Raw genomic sequence first — 17,167 nt, 5'->3', positions numbered from 1 at the left:
TCACCGATGAACGAACACACGACGGCACAGCAGGCGTGGCAGCAGTTGGTCGACGGCAACCAGCGATACGCCTCGGGCAGTCCGGCATACCCGCAGCAGGACGCCGCCCGCCGGGAGTCGCTGGCCGGCGGCCAGCAGCCGACCGCGGTGGTGTTCGGCTGCGGCGACAGCCGGGTGCCGGTCGAGCTGCTCTTCGACCAGGGACTCGGTGACGTCTTCGTGGTCCGCACCGCCGGTCAGGCGCTGGACGACGCGGTGCTGGGATCCCTGGAGTTCGGGATCGAGCCGCTGCAGGTGCCGCTGCTGGTCGTGCTCGGGCACAGCTCGTGCGGTGCTGTCGGCGCGGCGATGGCGGCCGCCGAGACCGGCGAATTCCCCTCGGGTCACGTGCGGGCCATCGCCGAGAAGGTGCTGCCGACCGTGCTGCAGTGCCGCAGCCGGGGTGAGACCGACTACCGGGCGGTCGTGGACGCGCACGTCCGAGCGACGATCGACCTGCTCCTGGAGCAGTCGCCGATGATCAAGGACGCGGTGGACTCCGGGCGGCTCGCGCTCGTCGGCGCCACCTACCAGCTCGAGGACGGACTGGTGGCGCCGGTCACCACCGTCGGCGACGTCACCGCCTGAGCCCGCGATGCAGGTCGTGTCGCTGCGCCTCCACCCGGTCAAAAGCACTGCCATCACTCACGTTCCGAGCGCGTATGTAGGCCTCGCCGGGCTGCGCGGCGACCGCGAGTGGATGATCGTGGACGCCGATCGATCGATGGTCAGCGCCCGGGAGCTGCCGGCGCTGTTCGGCATACGGGCGCAACCGGTGGAGCAGGGCGACGACGCCGTCCCTGCGGTCACCCTGTCCGCTGCCGGGTCGTCATACACGGTGCGGGCCGAAGGCCCGGAGCTGAAGGCGACGATGTTCACCAGGCCGCCGATGCGGGTCCGCGGGGCTGCGGAGTCGGCCTCGGCCTGGTTGGAGCAGGTCACCGGTCGCGCCGGGCTGGACGTGGTGTGGTGCGCGCATCCGGACGAGCGCACGCTCAATCCGGAGTTCTCGCGGCCGGACGACCGGGCGGCGTTCCAGGACGGCTATCCGGTGACGATCGCGTCATTGGCGTCGCTGCGGCAGTTGAACGCCTGGATCGAGGAGTCGGGTGGGCAGCCGGTCACGATCGACCGGTTCCGGCCCAACATCGTCATCGACGGTGACGTCCCCTTCGCCGAGGACGCGTGGGCGGCGGTGCAGATCGGCGGGGTGCGCTTGCGTGCCGCCAAGCCGGTGGATCGGTGCGTGATGACGCTTGTGGAGCCGGCGGACCTCAGCCGGGGCAAGGAGCCGATCCGCACGCTCAGCAAGCACCGCAGGTGGGACGGCAAGACGTGGTTCTGTCACCACCTGATCCCGGACACCGAAGGTGAGATCCGCATCGGCGACCCCGTGGTGGCGACGGGCTGACCTCACCGAACGGACACCAAACACATCGAGAGGACACGAAATCCGCCCGTTTGCGGGCCGGATTTCGTGTCCTCTCAGTACGTTGTGTGTCCGCTCGGCATCAAGCGAGCGGCCGCACGCCGGGTGGGGTCGTGCCTCAGGCGGGCTCGCCGACGACGGTGACCTCGATGTTGCCGCGGGTCGCCTTGGAGTAGGGGCAGAACTGGTGTGCCTTGTCGGCCAGCTCCTGCGCCTTGGCCGCGTCGACACCCGGGATCTTCGCGGTCAGCGCGACCGCGATGCCGAAGCCGGTGTCGGTCTTGCCGAAGGTGACGTCCGCCGTCACCGTCGACTCGCTCGCGTCGACGCCGTCCTGCTGCGCCATGGCGTTGAGCGCACCGGAGAAGCATGCCGAATAGCCTGCCGCGAAAAGCGTTTCGGGGTTCGCCTTCGGGTTGGCCTGGCTGCCCGGCTTGCCGAGCGGCAGGTCGACCACGCCGTCGGCGCTCTTGACGTTGCCCTCGCGGCCGCCCTTGGCCGTGGCCGCAGTGGTGTAGAGGACCTCAGTGACTTTCTCGGACATCTCATCGCCTTTCGAGAGGAAGTGGCCACCTCGTCGGACTCACCGCAACGCCGAGAGGACGCCGGTCTGTCCGCCGATGTGTGTAGTACGACCTTCACACATCGCTCGTGTGGGGCGTGCGGCAACCCCCGGGCAGGACACGCGTCGTTCAGCGGCCCCTCACGATCGCCCGGGCCAGCGACTGCCATCCCGCCAAGAGATCCGGTTGGGACATCCCGCGATCGGTCGTCAGATGATGAGTGACGTCGGCGTCCAGGATGCTGAGCAACGACTCGGCGAGCACCTCGACATCGCGCTCGACTCCGCACTCCCGCAGCAACATCCGAAGGTGCATCGCCGAGACCTTGCGCGCCGGGACGGAGAACTTGTCGATCGGCGCCTGCGCGGCGGCGAGCATCAGCCGGGCGTGCAACCGGTCCATGCGCAGCCGGGCAGCGCCATAGGCCAGCAGCCGGTCCAGTGGCGGGGCGCCGGGGCCGAGCGGCGGGGGGCCGGTCATGTGCGCCTGCTGGAACTCGCGCTCGGTCTCGTCGGTGAGTGCGGCGAACAGGCCGGAACGACTGCTGAACGCCCGGAAGATCGTCCCCTTGCCGACACCGGCGCAGGCGGCGAGCCCGTCCATGGTGAGCGCCTCGACACCATCGCGCTCGATCACCGTGCGCGCCGCGGCCAGGATGCGGTCGGAGTTGGCCGCCGCGTCCCGGCGGACCCGTGGCGGCATCGTCGCCATCGGCAGCGGGCGTGGTGTGGGCATGACCACATTCTCCCATCCGGACGGCTGCCGGGTTGCCGCCGGGAAGAAAAGCGGACTATGGTCCGTTTAGTTGTTTCGTCCGTTCCACCCGCCACCTCGAGAGGCCCCCATGACCACCACGCTCGCCGTCCTCGTCGGCAGTCCTCGCTCCGCGTCCATTCACCGGCAGTTGGCCGACGTCGTCGCCGACCTCGCCCCGGAGAACACCCGGGTCGAGATCATCGACTACCTGGAGACGCTGCCGTTCTACAACGAGGACAACGACACCGAGACCGCGCCCGAGCCGGTGCAGCAACTGCGCACCCAGCTCGGCACCGCCGACGCGGCACTGTTGCTGTCCCCCGCCAACAACGGCACCCTCTCCGCGGTGCTGAAGAACGCGATCGACTGGGCCTCGCGGCCCTATGGCCAGTCATCGCTCAGCGGCAAGCCGGTGGCCGTGTCCTCCGCGGCCCACAACACCTCCACCGTGGTGGAGCACACGCACCTCGCGGTCACCATTGCCGGCGGCCGCCCCCTGGCGGATGCCAGCGCCACGTTCGCCCTCGGCGAGTTGGCCGACGTCGACATCGCGACCCACGAGCCGATCAGCACCGCGCTGCGCGCGACCGTCACCGCGCTGGTGCAGGCGACGGAGACGACCAGCTCGGCGGCCTGATCCCGACGGGTCCCCTCAGGCCGGCGTCAGCGCCAGCTCACTGGCGACGACGCCGGCCAGGTGCTGGGCGATCTGCTGGGCCCGCTCGGCCGAGGCGGCTTCGACCATGACACGGACGACTGGCTCCGTGCCGGACTTGCGCAGCAGAACCCGGCCGAGCCCGCCGAGGTCGCGCTGGGCGTCGGCGACGGCCGACTGCACCACCGGATGCCCGTCGACGGCGTGCTTGTCGACTCCTGGGACATTGACCAGATACTGCGGCAGGCGCGTCATACAGGCCGCCAGTTCGCGCAGCGAGGAGCCGGTCGAGGCCACGCGAGCCGCGAGCATCAGGCCGGTCAGCACGCCGTCGCCGGTGGTGCCGTGTTCGAGCAGGATGACGTGGCCGGACTGCTCACCGCCCAGCGAGTAGCCACCGCGGCGCATCTCCGCCAGCACGTAGCGGTCGCCGACATCGGTGCGCTTGACGGTGATGCCGGCACCGGCCATCGCCTGCAGCAGGCCCTCGTTGCTCATCACCGTCGCCACCAGGGTGTCGCCGGCGAGCGCGTGTCGTTCGTGCAGGTCGAGCGCCAGGATGGCCATGATCTGGTCGCCGTCGACCTCCGCGCCGGTGGCGTCGACCGCCAGGCAGCGGTCGGCGTCGCCGTCGAAGGCGAGGCCGAAGTCCGCACCCAGTTGCGGCACGAGCCGGCACAGGTCCTGCAGGTGCGTGGACCCGACACCGTCGTTGATATTGAGACCATTGGGTTCAGCGCCGACCAGGGTGACTTTGGCTCCGGCGCGCTCGAAGGCTTCCGGGGCGATCGTGCAGGCGGCACCGTTGGCGGTGTCGAGCACGATGTGCAGCCCGTCCAACCGGTGTGGCATGGCATGGAGCAGGTGGGCGACATACCGCTCGGCGCCTTCGGCGAACGGCTTGATGCGGCCGACCTGGTCGCCGGTGGGCCGCTCCCAGTCGCTGCGCAGCCGGGCCTCGATGGCGTCCTCGGTCGCGTCGGGCAGCTTGTGCCCGCCGTGGGAGAAGAACTTGATGCCGTTGTCGGGCATCGGATTGTGCGAGGCGGACAGCATCGCGCCCAGATCGGCACCGGCCGCTGCGGTCAGGAACGCGATCGCCGGCGTCGGCAGCACACCGGCGTCGTAGACGTCGACACCGGCGGACGCCAGGCCCGCGATGGTGGCGGCCGCCAGGAACTCACCGGACGCTCGCGGGTCACGACCGACGACGGCCGTGGGTCGGTGACCGGCGAACTCGCCCTCCTCGGACAACACGCGCACCGCGGCCACGGACAGGTCCAGGGCGAGCTCCGCCGTGATGTCCCGATTGGCCAGGCCGCGCACCCCGTCGGTGCCGAACAAGCGCCCCATGGATCACCTCAAACTCTCGAAGACTCCGGCGCGCGGAAGCGCCGGTGTGCCGTCCGACAACGGTCGGACGACCGTCGAACAGCCCACAGCAGGGTAAGCGACAGCTGCACGCGCCGGTAAATCGCAGCATAGGGCGTCTGGCCGACCCATGATGTTCGACGTATGACGGGCGCCACCGGTTGGCCTGCCCACGGCTGCCCGCCGGGCGACATACGGAACGGCCCCGGCGAAGTGCTCGCCGGGGCCGTGCGCAGTGCCAGAAGCAGTGCTCAGCGCTTGGAGTACTGCGGGGCCTTGCGGGCCTTCTTCAGACCGGCCTTCTTGCGCTCCGGGACGCGCGCGTCACGGGTCAGGAAGCCGGCCTTCTTCAGTGCCGGGCGGTTGAGCTCCTCGTCGACGCCGTTCAACGAACGCGCGACACCGAGGCGGACGGCGCCGGCCTGGCCGGAGGGGCCGCCGCCGTGCACGCGGACGAGCACGTCGTAGGCGCCGTCGAGCTCGAGGACCTTCAGCGGCTCGTTGACGATCTGCTGGTGCACCTTGTTGGGGAAGTACTCCTCCAAGCTGCGGCCGTTGATCTTCCACTCACCGGTGCCGGGGACGATGCGCACGCGGGCGATGGCCTGCTTGCGGCGGCCGGTGCCGGCGCCGGGCGCGGAGGCGCTCGGGCGGGCGGCGGGCTCGTCGCCGGCCGGGGCGGTGCTCGACTCGGAGGTGTAGCTGGTCAGCTGCGGCTCGTCGTCCTCCAGGACGTCGACCTGCGTCTGGTCGGTCATCTTGTCAATTCTCCTTGGAAGTCCGGGCGGGCGCTTACTGCGCGACCTGAGTGATCTCGAACGGCTGGGGCTGCTGCGCGGCGTGCGGGTGCTCCGGGCCGGCGTAGACCTTGAGCTTGCTCAGCTGCTGACGCGAGAGCGAGTTGTGCGGCAGCATGCCGCGGATGGCCTTCTCGACCGCCTTGGCGGGGCTCTTGGCCATCAGCTCGGTGTAGGACGTGGACTTCAGACCGCCCGGGAAACCGGAGTGGCTGTAGGCCTTCTTCTTCTCGAGCTTGGCACCGGTCAGGGCGACCTTGTCGGCGTTGATGATGATGACGAAGTCACCGGTGTCGACGTGCGGCGCGAAGGTCGGCTTGTGCTTCCCGCGCAGCAGGATCGCGGCCTGGGAGGCCAGGCGGCCGAGGACGACGTCAGTGGCGTCGATGACGTGCCACACGCGGTCCTGCTGGACCTGCGCCGGCTTGGGCGTGAAGGTACGCACGAGTCTGCCTTTTCTTGTTGATCGTGACTCGAGGGCAGCCGCTGGCCGCCCTCATGTCGGTGGTTGGTCGGTGGTTGCGCGCGATGCACAACAGACGTCCATTCTACGAAGGGGGCGTCATACCACCCAAATCGGACGAATCCTGCAGTTTCGCAACGGTTTTCGCTGCCCTGTTGCCGCATCGCCGAGGGTTTACATCGAATGTGTGCACAACTATTGTGCATGTATGCCGTCGCGTGACAAGCCCCGTTCCCCCGGGTCGGACCGACTGCGCGCCCTCGCCCACCCGCTGCGCTCCCGGCTGCTGGCCCAGCTGCGGGTGCACGGGCGTGCAACGGCCACCGACCTGGCACGCGCGCTCGATACGCACACGGGTGCGACCAGCTATCACCTGCGCCGTCTGGCCGAGGCGGGCCTGATCGAGGACACCGGCACCGGCACCGGCAAGCGGCGGGTGTGGGCTGCTGCCGAACCGGCGGGTCGTGCCGAACCCGAGGCGCTGGACGAGGACGATCTGGCCGCCGAGCAGTGGCTGCAGCGCGACTACATCGAGCACTTCGCCGAACGCGCCGGCGCCTGGATCGACGACAGCGGCCGTTGGCCGGCCACCTGGCAGGAGCACTGCGGGCTGGCCGATCACGCCGTGCTGGTGACCACGGAGCAACTGACCGCGCTGGCCGCCGAGATGGCCGAGGTCATGGAGCGCTACCGCCGCGCCGGAGCCGGCTCCCCCGGAGCCCGGAGGGTGGCGGCATACACCGGACTGCTGCCGGTCGACCCGCCGCCGAGTGGCGGCTAACGGGTCCGCTCGACGCGCTCCTCGTCCCACACCGGCTCGGGCGTCTCACGGACCCTGCCATCGGATCCGAAGACCAGGAAGCGGTCGAATCCTCTGGCGAACCAACGGTCGTGAGTCACCGCGACGACGGTGCCGTCGAACGCGTCGAGACCGGCCTCGAGCGCCTCGGCCGAGTGCAGGTCGAGGTTGTCAGTGGGCTCGTCCAGCAGCAGCAAGGTGGCGCCGGACAGCTCCAGCAGCAGGATCTGGAAGCGCGCTTGCTGACCGCCCGACAACGACGCGAACGTCTGCTCCGCCGCGCGGGCGAGCTCGTAGCGGTCGAGCGCACGGGAAGCCTGTTCCCGCGGCATGCCGTCGCGGTGCTCGTCGCCCCGGTGCAGGATCTCCAGCAGCGTCCGCCGGTCCCACGCGTGCGTGCTGGCCGCCTGGGCGGACTGGGCGAACCAGCCCGGACGAACTCGCGACCCGAGCCGCGCAACGCCGTGGTGTTCGACCGGTTTCGGCGGGTTGTCGCCGACCGGGCGGTGCTCGATGTCGGGATCTGAACCACCGGCGGCGAGCAGCCTCAGGAAGTGCGACTTGCCCGAACCGTTGGAGCCCAGCACCGCCACCCGCTCGCCGTACCAGACCTCCAGGTCGAACGGCTTCATCAGCCCTGCGAGCTCCAGCCCCTCGCAGATCACCGCCCGTTTCGCGGTGCGGCCACCGGACAACCGCATGCTGACGTGCTGCTCGAACGGCACCACCTCCGGTGGTCCGGCGTCCTCGAACTTCGCCAATCGTGTCTGCGCGGCGCGGTAGCGCGCCGCCATGTCGGAGTTGTATGCCGCCTTGACCTTGTACATCTGCACGAGCTGCTTGAGCTTCAGGTGCTCCTCGTCCCAACGCCGGCGCAGCTCCTCCAGCTTGTCGATCCGGTCGACGCGTGCCTGGTGGTAGGTGGCGAAGCCACCCGGGTGCACCCATGCGTGGGCACCGGCCGCAGCGGGTTCCAGCGTCGCGATGCGCGTGGCGACGTTGGCCAGCATCTCGCGATCATGGCTGATGAAGAGCACCGTCTTGGGTGAGGACTCCAGCTGCGTCTCCAGCCACCGCTTGGTCGGCACGTCCAAGGAGTTGTCCGGCTCGTCGAGCAGCAGCACCTCCTCCGGGCCGCGCAGCAGCGCCTCGAGGACGATGCGTTTCTGCTCGCCGCCGGAAAGCGTCGACACGTCACGGAATTGCGCGCGATCGAACGGTATGCCGATCGCCGACACCGTGCAGACGTCGCATGACGTCTCCCAGTCGTAGCCTCCCACCTCGGCCCAGTCCGCGAGCGCCTGCGCATAGGCCAACTGGGCAGGCTCGTTGTCTCGCTGCATGATGGCCAGTTCGGACTCGTCGACCGCCTTGGCCGCCACGCGGATCCGGTCCGGCGCAACGGTCAGCAGCAGGTCGCGCACGCTGAAGTCCTCGACCTCGGGGCGCGCCCGGCCGATGAACTGCGGCATGACGGCCAGGCCGCCGGAACGGGTGATGGCGCCTTCGTGCGCATCGAGCTCCCCGGCGATGATCCGCAGCAGCGTCGTCTTGCCGGTGCCGTTCGGACCGACCAGTCCCACCTTGGCGCCTTCGCCGACGCGCAGGCTGACACCGCCGAGCAACGGCCGGCCGTCGGGCAGGAAGTAGTGCACTGCGTTGACATCGATATGACCCACGACCGTCAAGCATCACCTATGCGCGGTGCCACGTCATCCGGGTTTCGTCCAACACACCACCGGCGCCCGGTCGTCTCGATATCGATCCGGTGACATGCCCACCACAGCTCCGGCCGAAGTGGTCTACTGCATCGAACGGGATCGAGCTTCGATCCCGACAGGGAGGAAGTCATATTCTGGATCATCGTGCTGATCGTCTTCGTCGCGCTGTGCGGCGGGATGCTTCTGCTGCAACGCAGCCGAGGGGGTGGCGGTGACGGCAGCGGGTCGGGCGTCGACAATCACAATGCGCTGCAGAACGGCGCCGCCAAGGCGTACGGCACTCGCCAGCAACGGGACCAGGGCCCGTGGGTGTGAGCGCGCGTCGTTGAGCACGTCCCGGCCTCGGCCGCCATGTCAATAATGAACATTTCATGACCGGAAGAGAGAAACTCTTGCCAATGGCGTGATGTGCCACCAAGGTGTGGTGGGTGCACTCACCCCGTCGCAGGCTTTCCTCGTCCATCCGGCTGCCGCACAGCGTGGTCGCGTTCGCTACCGCCACGCTCGTCGCATGCGCGCTGGCGGCACCGGCAGGCCGGGCCGCTGCGGCACCGGCCACCGCACCGGCCACCGCGGCGGCAGCCCACTCGTCGGCGGCTCATCCGCGAGCCGGCCACCGGCCGGCCACTGCCGACGACATCCGGGGACTGGACGGCGCCGACTCGGTCTATCTGCGCCGGCGTTCGACCGCTGTTGCGCCCGGTCTCGACCTGACCTCGTTCCAGCGCCTCCAACCGGGTGGCTGGGTGACCGGTCGGGTGATGACCGCGGATCTGGACACACCGTCGTTGTCGCTCGGCCTGTCCGACGGGGGCGCGGTGTCGGGTGCGAACGCGCCGGTCAGTGAGTTCGCCGATCAGCCGCAGGTGGTCGCTGCCGTCAACGGCGACTACTACGACATGAATGCGTCCGATGCCCCGGTCGGCACCGACATCGCCGACGGCACGGTGCACAACGCAGGAGCCACGGCACGGCAGGCCTTCACCGTCACCGCCGGCAAGGCCGCGATCCGCGAGTTGATGTCCGCCGCGACCCTCCGCGCCGACGGTGTCACCACGAAGATCGCAGCGGTGAATTCGCCTACGTTCCAAGCGGGTTCAGTCGGCCTCTTCACCTCGCTGTGGGGCCGCTACCCGATCGGGCGGCTGCTGACGGCGAACGAACCGGTCCGTGTTGTGACCGTCGTGAACAGCACCGTCACGGCGGTCAGCGACGAGCGATCCGCGCTCGAGGAGCCTGCCGACATACCGTCCGGCAGCTCGCTGCTGGTGGCACGCGGTGCCGCGACGAAACGGTTGGCGTCCCTCGCCGTCGGGACCCACGTCGAGCTGACGGTCAAGGCCAGTGCACCGGTCGACCTGGCCGTCGGCGGCAGCCAGCGCCTGCTCACCGATGGCCGGAAGACGACCGAGGACCAGGTCACCGCCGCGCGTACGGCGATCGGCATCAGCAAGGACGGCAGCCGCCTGTGGGTGGTCAGCCTCGACGGCCGCCAGGGCGACAGTCACGGTATGACGATCCAGGAGCTCACCGACTTCCTGGCCGACCTCGGCGCCTGGAACGCGATCAATCTGGACGGCGGCGGCTCGACCACCATGGTCGCGCGTGCGGCCGGCGCGTCCGGTCTCTCCGTCGTCGGCCGCCCATCGGACGGGACGGAACGGCACGTGTCCAACGCCCTCGTCTTCCGGTCCACTGCGAGCGGCCCCTCGACATCGGTGGTCGTGCGGCCCGTCCTGCAGCCGGCCGCCGGACTCCCCGCCGACGGGGCGAACGACACGCTCATCGGGCTCAGCCGCACGGTGCACGGCACGCGTCTCGCCGCGGACCTCGGCCCGGCGCAGGGCGGTGGCCACTTCACCGCCACCCCGGGCCGGGTGCTACAGACCGTCACCGCGGACTCCGCCGAAACGGTGGTGCGTGGCCGCGCGACCGGTGCGGGGACGGTCACCTTCCGCGCCGGGCGCCACCGCGCTGCCGTCCCGATCGCCGTGCACGGCAAGGTGATGCGGCTGACGCCGTCCGTCGCGGTGCTGTCCCTCCCGTCCGGCGACGTCAGCCGTAGTCTCACCCTGACGGCATCGGACGCCGACGGCTTCACCGTTCCTGTCGAGACACGGGACGTGCGTGTTCACGCCGGCGACGGCATCACCGTCACCGCCGACGGCCCGTCCGGATTCACCGTCACACCGAACGCCGGCAAGCTCTCGAGCTCAATCACCTTCACCGTGGCGGGACACGACCTCACCGTCCCGGTCACCGTCGGGTATGACGAGAAGACCCTTGCCGACTTCACCGACGCGTCCTCCTGGACGTTCGCCGCCGACCGCGCGACCGGCTCCGTCACGCCGGTCGACGGACCCGGGGGCGACACCGGCGCACCGCAGGGGCTCGCCCTCGGCTTCGACTTCGGCACCACCACGGCCACCCGCGGCGCGTATGCCGTCCCGCCCGCACCCCTGACCGTCCCGGGGCAGCCGCAGGCTCTGGCGTTGTGGATCAAGGGCACTGGCAAGGGTGAGTGGCCGCGGCTGATGATCACCAAGGGTGACGGCACCACGACCAACCTCGACCCCGAGCAGGGGGCGAGCAACCCGATCGTCACCTGGAACGGCTGGCAGCAGGTGCGCTTCCCGGTGCCGGGCGGCACGCCATACCCGATCACGCTCACCAAGATCCGCTTCATGGAGACGCGGTCGGACGCCAGTTACACCGACCAGCTCGCGGTCGCCGGACTGACCGCCCAGGTCCCACCGGCGGTCACGCTGCCGGACACACCCTGGCCGACCGATCCCGCCGTTGTGGCCGCCGGTGCGACCGACCACAGCCCGCAGCGGATCGCCGTGATGAGCGACACCCAGTTCGTCGCCCGCGACCCCGATTCGCCGATCGTTGCGGCGGGACGCCGCGCCCTGCGGGAGATAGTCGCGGCGAAGCCGGACCTGCTGGTCATCGACGGTGATTTCGTCGACGAGGGTTCACCGGCGGACATCGCCTTCGCCAAGCAGGTCCTCGACGAGGAGGTCGGCGACCGCGTGCCCTATGTCTACGTGCCCGGCAACCACGAGGTGATGGGCGGCCCGATCAGCAACTTCCAGAACGTCTTCGGTGCCACGTCCACGCATCGCGACCTCGGCCGCACCCGCATCATCACGCTCGATTCGTCGTCGGGCACCCTGCATCCGGGCGGCTCGACCGAGCAGCTGCGGATGCTCCAGGAGCAGCTTGCCGACGCGGCGCGCAACCCCCGCATCACCGGCGTGCTCGTCTTCAACCATCACCCCGTCGATGACCCGCAACCCGACAAGGCGTCCCAGCTCGGTGACCGCTACGAGGCGGCCGCCCTGCGGCGGACGCTGGCACACTTCACCGCGACCAGCGGCAAGTCGATCGCACAGGTCAACGGTCACGTCGGCATCTTCTTCACCGACGCCGCGGACGGCGTCACCCGCATCATCAACGGCAACTCGGGCAAGACCCCGAGTGGCTCGCCTGAACAGGGCGGATTCACCGGCTGGACCATGCTGGGCATCGATCCCGGCGCCGGCGTCGTGGGCACCGTGCCGCGGACCGGAGCACGGCTGCCGTGGCTGCGGGACGAGACTCACGCCCGCGTCGACGCGTTGAATCTCTCCGCCCCGTCGCAGCTGGCGGTTGGCGCCAGCGGCGAGGCGACCGCGACGATCAGTCAGGACGAGACGCGCACCGTCCCGGTCGCCTGGCCGGTCAGCGCCGCCTGGGGCGGAGACGGCGTACGCATCGGCGACGCCCACGGCCGGGCCGTCGTCGCGTTCGACCCGGCCAGCGGGAAGCTCACCGGCATACGACGCGGCACTGCGACACTCACGGTCACCGTCAACGGAGTGACGAAGCGGGCCACCATCGAAGTCGGTTGACGCCGCCCGGCGCCGCGCGGGTATGCCGAAGGTGCGCCCCAGCGCACTCTCGGCCTACCCGCGTGCGGCGTCCTCCAGCTCGGCGAGCGCGTCCGCCACGTGGTGGATCATCCGCTGGACCGACGGTGCACTGCTGCGGCATGCGGTGATGCCGAAGTCGACCTGGTCGTCATACGTGACCAGGGTGATGTTCATCGCCATGCCGTCGAACGGGATCGACGCGGGATAGGTGCCGTCGAGGCGAGCACCGTTGAAATACATCCGCTTTCGCGGCCCCGGCACGTTGGAGATGACGACGTTGAACGGTGGCCGGCCCACCCGGCCGTAGCCAGGCAGCATCGACAGGCCCAGACCGGCGATGTGGTAACCCGACATCAGCAGCAGCTGCAACGGCGTGAGTTCGCGCATCGTCCGTTTGGCGGCGGTCGTCGACTCGTGGATGACCTCCAGCCGCTCGACCGGGTCCACGACGTCGGTGCCGAGCGCAGCGATCATCGCGCCGATCTCGTTGCCGCCGACCTCACTGGTCTCGTCGCGCAGGTTCACCGGGCACATGGCCGTCAGGGACCGGTCCGGCAGGTCGCCGAGCTCGTCGAGGTAGCGCCGCAACGCGCCGCCGCAGACCGCCAGCGCCACGTCGTTCAGCGACACCTCGCAGACGTCGGCGATGGCCCGGAACCGGCCGAGCTCGAAGGTCTGCGCCACGAACCGGCGGGCCCCGCCGATCCGGCCGTTGAGGATGGTCCGCGGTGCGTCGAAGGGCGTGGTGAGCCCGGTGTCGCGCAGTGACCGATAGGCCACCTTGAGGGAGGTGGGGCCGATGCTGGCCAGCTCCGCGGCCAGATCGATGCCACTGCGCAGCACCGCGGCGGCGTCCGGCAGGGCGTGGCCGGTGCGCGGGGCGGTGGCGGCGGCTTCCACCTCCGCGGCGGGCAGTGCGTACGGCGGCAGACAGTCCTGCGCGTCGGGGTCGGGGCTGCAGGCCCGCTGCATCAGGTGCAGCGCGGAGACGCCATCGACGAGCGCATGGTGGATCTTGGAGAAGACCGCCACCCGGCCGTCCTCGAGCCCCTCGACGGTGTGCACCTCCCACAGCGGCCGGTGCCGGTCCAGCAGCGAACCCTGCCAGCGCGAGGTGAGCTCGAACAGCTCTCGCAACCGGTGCGGTCCGGGAACGGCGGACCGCCGGATGTGATGGTCCAGGTCGAGACGGGCGTCGACCGACCACCGGAAGTTCCCGAGCAGACCCACCGGGTCCTGGGGTCTGAGCCGGAACCGCGGGCTGATCTGCTCCGGCTCGAGGGCGGTGAATTGGTCGCGCACCCAGGTCGCCGACTCACCGTCGGGCACCGTGAACAACTGCAGGCCGCCGACGTGCATCGGGTGCTCGCGCGACTCGATCATCAGGAAGCCCGCGTCGACAGGTCCCATTCCCGGCATCCGAAAGCCGCCTCTCCGCTGATGGTCCCGCTTGTTACCGGGCCGTATGCCTAGGGTAGGGCGCTGGACAGGAACGATTCACCCCGCGGACCGATCGCATCCCGGACGGAGGCTTGCACCATGACGTCGACTGCCAGACCGACGATCCGGCCGGGGGCCGGTGAGGCGGTCGGTGCGCCCGCGGTCCGGACGAAGTTCCCGCGGACCAGCCGGCGGTCGGCGGCCCTGGCGGGCGGCCTGCACGCGGTGGCCAAACCGGCCCTCAACGCCTGGAGCTACGCACCGGCGCTGTCCCGGTTGTCACCCCTGCTGGACCGCACGGCCGACCGGTTGACGCTGCCCGTCGGGACGTCGGTGTCGACGGTGCAGCTCGGACCCTGCGATGCCGAGTGGATCCGCGCCTCCCGAGCACGCGACGACGGCGCGGTGCTCTATCTGCACGGCGGAGCGTTCATCGTCTGCAGCCTGGCCTCCCACCGCCGGCTCGTCGCCGCCACGTCCCGGGTGACCCGGCTCCCGGTGCTCAACGTGAACTTCCGGATGCTGCCCGCGGTCACCCTGGAGGGCATGATCGCCGACTGCCTCGCCGGCTACCGCTGGCTGCTGGACCAGGGCTACCCCGCCGACCGGATCAGCATCGTCGGCGACTCGGCCGGCGGCTACCTGGCGTTCGCGGTCGCGCTCGCGCTGCGGGACGAGGGCCTGCCGATGCCCGCGTCCCTCACCGGCCTGTCGCCACTGCTCGACATCGGCACCGAGCGGAAGGCGGCCAGCCCGCACCGGGACGAGTGCGATCTGTTCACGGTGCGCAGTTGCCGGGCGTTGCAACGGTTGGTGGCACGAGTGGACGCCAAGCACGAGACCAGCGGCGACCGGATCTGCCCGATCGACGCGGACCTGCGCGGATTGCCGCCGGTGCTCCTCCAGATGGGGTCGCGGGAGATCCTGCGACCCGACGCCGAGGAGATGGCCGACCGGCTGGCAGCGGCAGGGGTCCCCACCCAGCTGCAGATCTGGACCGGCCAGGTGCACGTCTTCCAGGCCGCCGCCTCCTGGGTGCCCGAGGCGGCCCGGGCGATGCGTGAGGTCGGGCGGTTCGTACGAGCGAATCTGCCTGCCGCTCAGGGCAGTTCGCGCACCGCCCGGGACTCCTCGGCACGGGCGGCCAGTTCGTCGTCCGCCGGATAGAGGACCTCCTCCAGGCACAAACCGTGCGGCGGCATCACCGTCACGCCCGGATCGCGCCGGCCGGCGGTGAGCACCTCCGCCGGCCACTGCGCGGTATGCCGCCCCAGCCCGACGGGCACCACGGCGCCCACGAGCGATCGCACCATCGAATGACAGAACGCGTCGGCGAGCACCGTGCCGGTCAGCACGCCGTCGGCATCGCGGTGCCAGCGGTAGTCCAGCAGCGTGCGCACCGTGGTCGCGCCCTCCCGCTTCTTGCAGAATGCGGCGAAGTCTTTCAGCCCCACCAGCGTGCGCGCGGCTGCATTCATGGCGTCGACCCCCAGCGGGCCGCGCACCACGACCGTGTCACGGCGACGGACCGGGTCCAGGGCGGCCGGGTCGTCGACCAGTCGGTAGCTGTAGCGCCGCGAGACCGCCGAGAAACGGGCGTCGAAACCGTCCGGCGCGGCGGCGACCCGGTGGACCACGACGTCGGCGGGAAGCACCCCGCCGAGCCTGGTCACCGCCGCCTCGTGCGGGCTGCGTGCAGAACGACCCGGCAGGGTGTCATACAGCTGCTCGTCGACGTCGACATGGCACACCGCGCCCCGGGCGTGCACGCCCGCGTCGGTCCGGCCGGCGACCGTCAACCTCGGCGGCTGGCACCGCAGGATCGTGCCGAGGGCCTCGGACAGCACCTGCTCGACCGTGCGCCGTGCCGGTTGTGCGGCCCATCCGGAGAAATCGGTGCCGTCATACCCGAAGTCGATCCGCAGTCGCATGGCTCGGAGCCTATCCGCCGGGGAAGATGGTCAATCGTCCAATTTCGCCCGTGGCGCGGACCGCCGTGCCAGGATGCCGAGAGTGAGCTACTCCCCCCGCGCCGCGATCGCCGCCGGTTACTTCGTCCAGGGCTGTGTCTTCCTGTCGCTCACCACGCGCCTGCCGAAGTTCGAGGAGCACTGGGGCATCTCGCAACTCGGCCTCACGCTGCTCATGCTGATGATCGTGCTGCTGGCCGGCTGCGGATCTCTGCTGGCCGAGAAGGTCGCCCCCCGCCGCGGCAGCGCGCTCCTGCTGCGCGCCGGTCTTCTCGCGATCACTGTCGCCCTGCTGGTCAGCGGCATCGCCCCCGGCATCCCGGTGCTCGTCCTGGGCCTGGCCATCTACGGCGTGGCGCTCGGCATCGTGGATGCGACCACCAACATGCAGGCGGTCTCCCTGGAGCACCAGCTCCGACGTACCGTGCTGCCGTCCTTCCACGGGGCGTGGACCGCCGGTGGCATCACCGGGACGCTGCTGACGCTCGCACTCCCGCACGCCTCGATCGCCGCCCTGTCCAGTGGTCTGGCGCTCCTGCCGCTCGCCGCGGCGCTCGCACGATTCCTGCCCGGATCGGGCACCGCCCCGGATCCCGATGCGGCGGCCGGCATCCCGTGGCGGCCGATCCTGCTCGTCGGTGCGGCGTGCGTGATCTTCTACACCGTCGACACCGCCTCGACGACTTGGGGATCGGTCTATTTCGACCACACGCTGGCGGCGCCCGAGAGCCTGGTCGCGCTCGCGACCCTGCCCTACCTGGTGGCATCGCTGGCGGCCCGGGTCGCCGGCGACCGGCTCACCGATGCGTTCGGCGCGGCGCGACTGCTGCGCAGCGGCGCACTGATCGCCGTCATCGGGCTGGCCATCGTCGTCGTCGCACCCAGCTGGCCGGTGGGCATCGCGGGCTTCCTGGTGCTGGGCGCCGGCATCGCTGTCGTGGCACCGCTGTCCTACTCCGCGGCCGCGACGCTAGCACGCGGCTCGGGCGACCTGACGCCGGAGCTCACGCGGGCGCGCACCGATGCGGTCATCGCCCGCTTCAACCAGTTCAACTACGTCGGCGCCCTGATCGGCTCGGTCCTCACCGGCGCGATCGGCACCGGGTCGCTGCGCATCGGGTATGCCGTGCCCGTCGTGCTCCTGGTCGCGCTGCTCCCGCTGGCCAAGGCGTTCGACCGGGACCGGCTGGTCGTCGCGGCCTGATCTGCGCGGGAACAACCTGGCCCGGATCCGCAGCAGCGGATCC

General features: G+C 70.3%; 16 protein-coding genes. 8 read left to right on the top strand and 8 right to left on the bottom strand.

The window, feature by feature from the left end; genetic code table 11:
* Window positions 1-6 precede the first annotated feature (6 nt).
* Together ACYVBN_RS01055 and ACYVBN_RS01050 are read left to right on the top strand one after the other, a co-directional pair.
* Window positions 7-627 (top strand): carbonic anhydrase, encoded by a 621-nt coding sequence (locus ACYVBN_RS01055; RefSeq protein WP_460598940.1) that lies wholly within the window; start codon window positions 7-9, stop codon window positions 625-627.
* A 16-nt stretch (window positions 628-643) separates the two neighbouring features.
* The gene (locus ACYVBN_RS01050) at window positions 644-1,450 is read left to right on the top strand and encodes an MOSC domain-containing protein (protein ID WP_460598939.1); all 807 of its coding nucleotides are present in this window, start codon (window positions 644-646) and stop codon (window positions 1,448-1,450) included.
* A gap of 136 nt (window positions 1,451-1,586) precedes the next feature.
* On the opposite strand, the gene ACYVBN_RS01045 is transcribed toward ACYVBN_RS01050, so the two are convergent.
* Window positions 1,587-2,012, bottom strand: coding sequence for an organic hydroperoxide resistance protein (locus tag ACYVBN_RS01045; protein ID WP_440283664.1), 426 nt, complete (start codon window positions 2,010-2,012; stop codon window positions 1,587-1,589).
* Window positions 2,013-2,160: 148 nt separating this feature from the next.
* Window positions 2,161-2,766, bottom strand: coding sequence for a TetR/AcrR family transcriptional regulator (locus ACYVBN_RS01040; RefSeq protein ID WP_460598938.1), 606 nt, complete (start codon window positions 2,764-2,766; stop codon window positions 2,161-2,163).
* Between the two features lie 109 nt (window positions 2,767-2,875).
* Between ACYVBN_RS01040 and ACYVBN_RS01035 the strand changes: the two genes are divergently transcribed.
* Window positions 2,876-3,424, top strand: coding sequence for an NADPH-dependent FMN reductase (locus tag ACYVBN_RS01035; RefSeq protein WP_440283662.1), 549 nt, complete (start codon window positions 2,876-2,878; stop codon window positions 3,422-3,424).
* A 15-nt stretch (window positions 3,425-3,439) separates the two neighbouring features.
* Here the strand turns inward: ACYVBN_RS01035 and glmM are convergent, their stop codons facing one another.
* The 3 genes from glmM to rplM form a co-directional block, all read right to left on the bottom strand.
* Window positions 3,440-4,795, bottom strand: a complete 1,356-nt coding sequence (gene glmM / locus ACYVBN_RS01030; protein ID WP_460598937.1) for a phosphoglucosamine mutase — start codon at window positions 4,793-4,795, stop codon at window positions 3,440-3,442.
* A 269-nt stretch (window positions 4,796-5,064) separates the two neighbouring features.
* Complete coding sequence (rpsI, locus tag ACYVBN_RS01025) at window positions 5,065-5,571, bottom strand: 30S ribosomal protein S9 (RefSeq protein WP_440283660.1); 507 nt, start codon at window positions 5,569-5,571, stop codon at window positions 5,065-5,067.
* A 34-nt stretch (window positions 5,572-5,605) separates the two neighbouring features.
* The gene (gene rplM / locus ACYVBN_RS01020) at window positions 5,606-6,055 is read right to left on the bottom strand and encodes a 50S ribosomal protein L13 (protein ID WP_440283659.1); all 450 of its coding nucleotides are present in this window, start codon (window positions 6,053-6,055) and stop codon (window positions 5,606-5,608) included.
* Between the two features lie 226 nt (window positions 6,056-6,281).
* On the opposite strand from rplM, the gene ACYVBN_RS01015 reads away from it, so the two are divergent.
* Complete coding sequence (locus ACYVBN_RS01015; RefSeq protein ID WP_460598936.1) at window positions 6,282-6,854, top strand: winged helix-turn-helix domain-containing protein; 573 nt, start codon at window positions 6,282-6,284, stop codon at window positions 6,852-6,854.
* Here ACYVBN_RS01015 and ACYVBN_RS01010 read toward each other — a convergent pair.
* Window positions 6,851-8,551, bottom strand: coding sequence for an ABC-F family ATP-binding cassette domain-containing protein (locus tag ACYVBN_RS01010; RefSeq protein WP_460598935.1), 1,701 nt, complete (start codon window positions 8,549-8,551; stop codon window positions 6,851-6,853). The genes ACYVBN_RS01015 and ACYVBN_RS01010 overlap by 4 nt on opposite strands.
* A gap of 186 nt (window positions 8,552-8,737) precedes the next feature.
* On the opposite strand from ACYVBN_RS01010, the gene ACYVBN_RS01005 reads away from it, so the two are divergent.
* Entirely contained in the window at window positions 8,738-8,908 is a 171-nt protein-coding gene (locus ACYVBN_RS01005; RefSeq protein WP_460598934.1) for a hypothetical protein, read from the top strand.
* A 113-nt stretch (window positions 8,909-9,021) separates the two neighbouring features.
* Window positions 9,022-12,489: a phosphodiester glycosidase family protein gene (locus ACYVBN_RS01000; protein WP_460598933.1), complete on the top strand. Its 3,468-nt coding sequence runs from the start codon at window positions 9,022-9,024 to the stop codon at window positions 12,487-12,489.
* Between the two features lie 54 nt (window positions 12,490-12,543).
* Here the strand turns inward: ACYVBN_RS01000 and ACYVBN_RS00995 are convergent, their stop codons facing one another.
* Complete coding sequence (locus tag ACYVBN_RS00995; protein WP_460598932.1) at window positions 12,544-13,920, bottom strand: WS/DGAT/MGAT family O-acyltransferase; 1,377 nt, start codon at window positions 13,918-13,920, stop codon at window positions 12,544-12,546.
* A 129-nt stretch (window positions 13,921-14,049) separates the two neighbouring features.
* On the opposite strand from ACYVBN_RS00995, the gene ACYVBN_RS00990 reads away from it, so the two are divergent.
* Window positions 14,050-15,117 (top strand): alpha/beta hydrolase, encoded by a 1,068-nt coding sequence (locus tag ACYVBN_RS00990; RefSeq protein WP_460598931.1) that lies wholly within the window; start codon window positions 14,050-14,052, stop codon window positions 15,115-15,117.
* Here the strand turns inward: ACYVBN_RS00990 and ACYVBN_RS00985 are convergent.
* The gene (locus ACYVBN_RS00985) at window positions 15,051-15,881 is read right to left on the bottom strand and encodes a tRNA pseudouridine synthase A (RefSeq protein ID WP_460598930.1); all 831 of its coding nucleotides are present in this window, start codon (window positions 15,879-15,881) and stop codon (window positions 15,051-15,053) included. The genes ACYVBN_RS00990 and ACYVBN_RS00985 overlap by 67 nt on opposite strands.
* A gap of 82 nt (window positions 15,882-15,963) precedes the next feature.
* Here ACYVBN_RS00985 and ACYVBN_RS00980 point away from each other — a divergent pair, with 82 nt between their 5' ends.
* Window positions 15,964-17,124, top strand: a complete 1,161-nt coding sequence (locus ACYVBN_RS00980; protein WP_460598929.1) for an MFS transporter — start codon at window positions 15,964-15,966, stop codon at window positions 17,122-17,124.
* Window positions 17,125-17,167 lie beyond the last annotated feature (43 nt).

It is taken from the genome of Flexivirga lutea, from assembly GCF_054778955.1.
This window is presented reverse-complemented; position numbering and strand designations above follow the sequence as displayed.

Bases quoted from the DNA above. Each gene is read 5' to 3' on its own strand.
- ACYVBN_RS00995 (WP_460598932.1), bottom strand. From the start codon at position 13,920: ATGGGACCTGTCGACGCGGGCTTCCTGATGATCGAGTCGCGCGAGCAC.
- ACYVBN_RS00985 (WP_460598930.1), bottom strand. From the start codon at position 15,881: ATGCGACTGCGGATCGACTTCGGGTATGACGGCACCGATTTCTCCGGA.
- ACYVBN_RS01055 (WP_460598940.1), top strand. From the start codon at position 7: ATGAACGAACACACGACGGCACAGCAGGCGTGGCAGCAGTTGGTCGAC.
- rpsI (WP_440283660.1), bottom strand. From the start codon at position 5,571: ATGACCGACCAGACGCAGGTCGACGTCCTGGAGGACGACGAGCCGCAG.
- ACYVBN_RS01015 (WP_460598936.1), top strand. From the start codon at position 6,282: ATGCCGTCGCGTGACAAGCCCCGTTCCCCCGGGTCGGACCGACTGCGC.
- glmM (WP_460598937.1), bottom strand. From the start codon at position 4,795: ATGGGGCGCTTGTTCGGCACCGACGGGGTGCGCGGCCTGGCCAATCGG.
- ACYVBN_RS01040 (WP_460598938.1), bottom strand. From the start codon at position 2,766: ATGCCCACACCACGCCCGCTGCCGATGGCGACGATGCCGCCACGGGTC.
- ACYVBN_RS01045 (WP_440283664.1), bottom strand. From the start codon at position 2,012: ATGTCCGAGAAAGTCACTGAGGTCCTCTACACCACTGCGGCCACGGCC.
- ACYVBN_RS00990 (WP_460598931.1), top strand. From the start codon at position 14,050: ATGACGTCGACTGCCAGACCGACGATCCGGCCGGGGGCCGGTGAGGCG.
- ACYVBN_RS01035 (WP_440283662.1), top strand. From the start codon at position 2,876: ATGACCACCACGCTCGCCGTCCTCGTCGGCAGTCCTCGCTCCGCGTCC.